This is a genomic window from uncultured Veillonella sp. (assembly GCF_934230905.1).
GTDB lineage: Bacteria > Bacillota > Negativicutes > Veillonellales > Veillonellaceae > Veillonella.
On sequence record NZ_CAKQFJ010000056.1, the window covers coordinates 1 to 2144 of the forward strand.

A 2144-nucleotide genomic window follows, 5' to 3' on the forward strand; every position below is an offset into this window, starting at 1 on the left:
TTTATTCTTTATATATAGAAAAGGTGGGATAGGATAAAACAATTTTGTTTTATCCTATCCCACCTTAAAAGAGTTGTAGCAGTGTGGAAAACTATTACAGCTCTTTTTTCGTTATGGTGTTATGGTATTGATTTTGTCATTACTAAAGAAGATTATCTACCGTTTTTTACAATAGAATCCATCCAGTTAAATAGATCCTGTAAATCGTAATCGCCAGCGTGATCCACACCAAATGGTGTAGCCATGTCTACACTATATCCAAGATTTTGTGCACGTGTACCGACGATTAATGGAATGGCAACAGATGTGTTGCTATCTGCCGTACCATAGCGAATTCGATAGTATTTAGCGTTTGTTGCACTAGGAGAACCAAGGTAATTCATTGGGTTCATCATAGTAACAATTTTAGCATTTTCTACATATACATTATTATTAGGCGTTATATCATGTAGTGCTGCTGTAATTGTGAAGTGATTAGTATCGCTAGAGCTTGTACCAAATAAGCTATTTTCACCAGAATCGTTTGATCTAGAGTCAAATGCACCTGGTGACTTAGAACGGCTAGTAAAGCTATTATAAGCATCCCAATCAATGTCTTTCACCATGCCTGTATTCTTATCTAAGACTAAGAAGGAATAGCGAGATAAATCAGTGCCATTAGATTTAGCTTTATTGGCGGCATCAATGATGAAAGATTTCACATATTGCTTGAATGTGCCATTACCTTTCTTATCGAGTTTTAAAATAACACCAGTTCTATCGTGTAATTGTAAGTTATTTATATAGTCAGGGAAGTGGCTTTTTAGTAAATCTGAGTAAGCAATATCATCTTTTGTTAAGTTCACACGTTGCATAGTGCGTTGTATTGGCGCTGGCGTACCGCTCACATTAGCTTGAGGTAATTCACCTTGCCCCATTATTACTTTATTAAATGATGTAATACCGTTATAGCTCCATTCATAAGCCATATCTGCTGCATCAAGATTGGTAATTGGAGCATAAGCAGAAGAGGCGTATACATCTGTAGATGCAGTAGCAGCCCCAAGAGCTTGTAAATATGGTTGATAGTCAGTTGTATTACCGGTTGCACCTTGTAATAAGGAAACTGCACCACCTGCACTAGTACCATTAGTAATAATACGTTTTGCATTGCCTGGCATAGTTGCATCATTTGCATGTAAATAAGCAGTTGCTGCTTGTAAGTCCACAATGACTGCAGGAGCTTTACCAATAAAATTGCCATCCGATGCTTTATTGGTACGACCGCGTGTGGCAGGGGAGGCAACAACATAACCTTTAGATAATGCATATAGCGCACTATTTGGTTTATTGTTTTCTACTTTAGGCGTCATAGGTTGACTTGGCATGTACCCACCTACATTGTTTGGCATAAAGATAGGTGCTGTTTGTGAATTATAACCATTTATTGTGCCGTTGTTAAAATATTCTTCCGGTATATAAATATTCATATATTGTTGATCAATATCAATAGGATTAGCTACATACGGAATATATTCAAATGCACGATATTTAATTTCTTTATTATCAACTGTGCCAGACATCGATTCGTAATTATTAATATCGAATGTGAGGGTGATTTTTGCAGATGCATCGGCTTGTAATGGTGGATCAATTGGTTGTGAAAGAATATTTTTCTCTCCAGTTGAATTAGACGTTTTGCTAGAGACTTGATTTCGTTCATCAATATAGGATTGAGGTAATTTAGGCTCAGTAGTTGATTGCATGTTTTCTTTTGTTTGAGCTTTCGTTTCCTCTTCAACTTTAGATTTTGCTTCGGCTTGTTCTGCTGCGATACGCTTTTCTTCAGCTTTAATAGCTGCTTGATGCTGCGCTTCGGCTTGAGTTTTAGCCTTTGCTTCTGCCTCTGCCTCTATTTTTGCTTTAGTTGCAGCTTCAGCTGCAGCTTTTGCCTCGGCTGCCTCTAGACGAGCTTTTTCTGCATCTGCTTCAGCTTGTTCAGCGGCTAAGCGTTCTTGTTCAGCCTTGATAGCTGCTTGACGTTGAGCTTCAGCTTGTTGAGCCGCGATACGTTCTTGTTCAGCCTTAATAGCTGCTTGACGTTGAGCTTCAGCTTGTTGAGCCGCGATACGTTCTTGTTCAGCCTTAATAGCTGCTTGACGTTG

1 protein-coding gene is annotated in these 2144 nt (G+C 38.4%); it reads right to left on the minus strand.

Translation table 11 applies throughout. The annotated features are described in order from the left end of the window. Nucleotides 1-152 precede the first annotated feature (152 nt). Nucleotides 153-2144: subtype B tannase (locus tag Q0E20_RS09410; RefSeq protein WP_295999445.1), on the minus strand; the 1992-nt coding region annotated here is incomplete at its 5' end.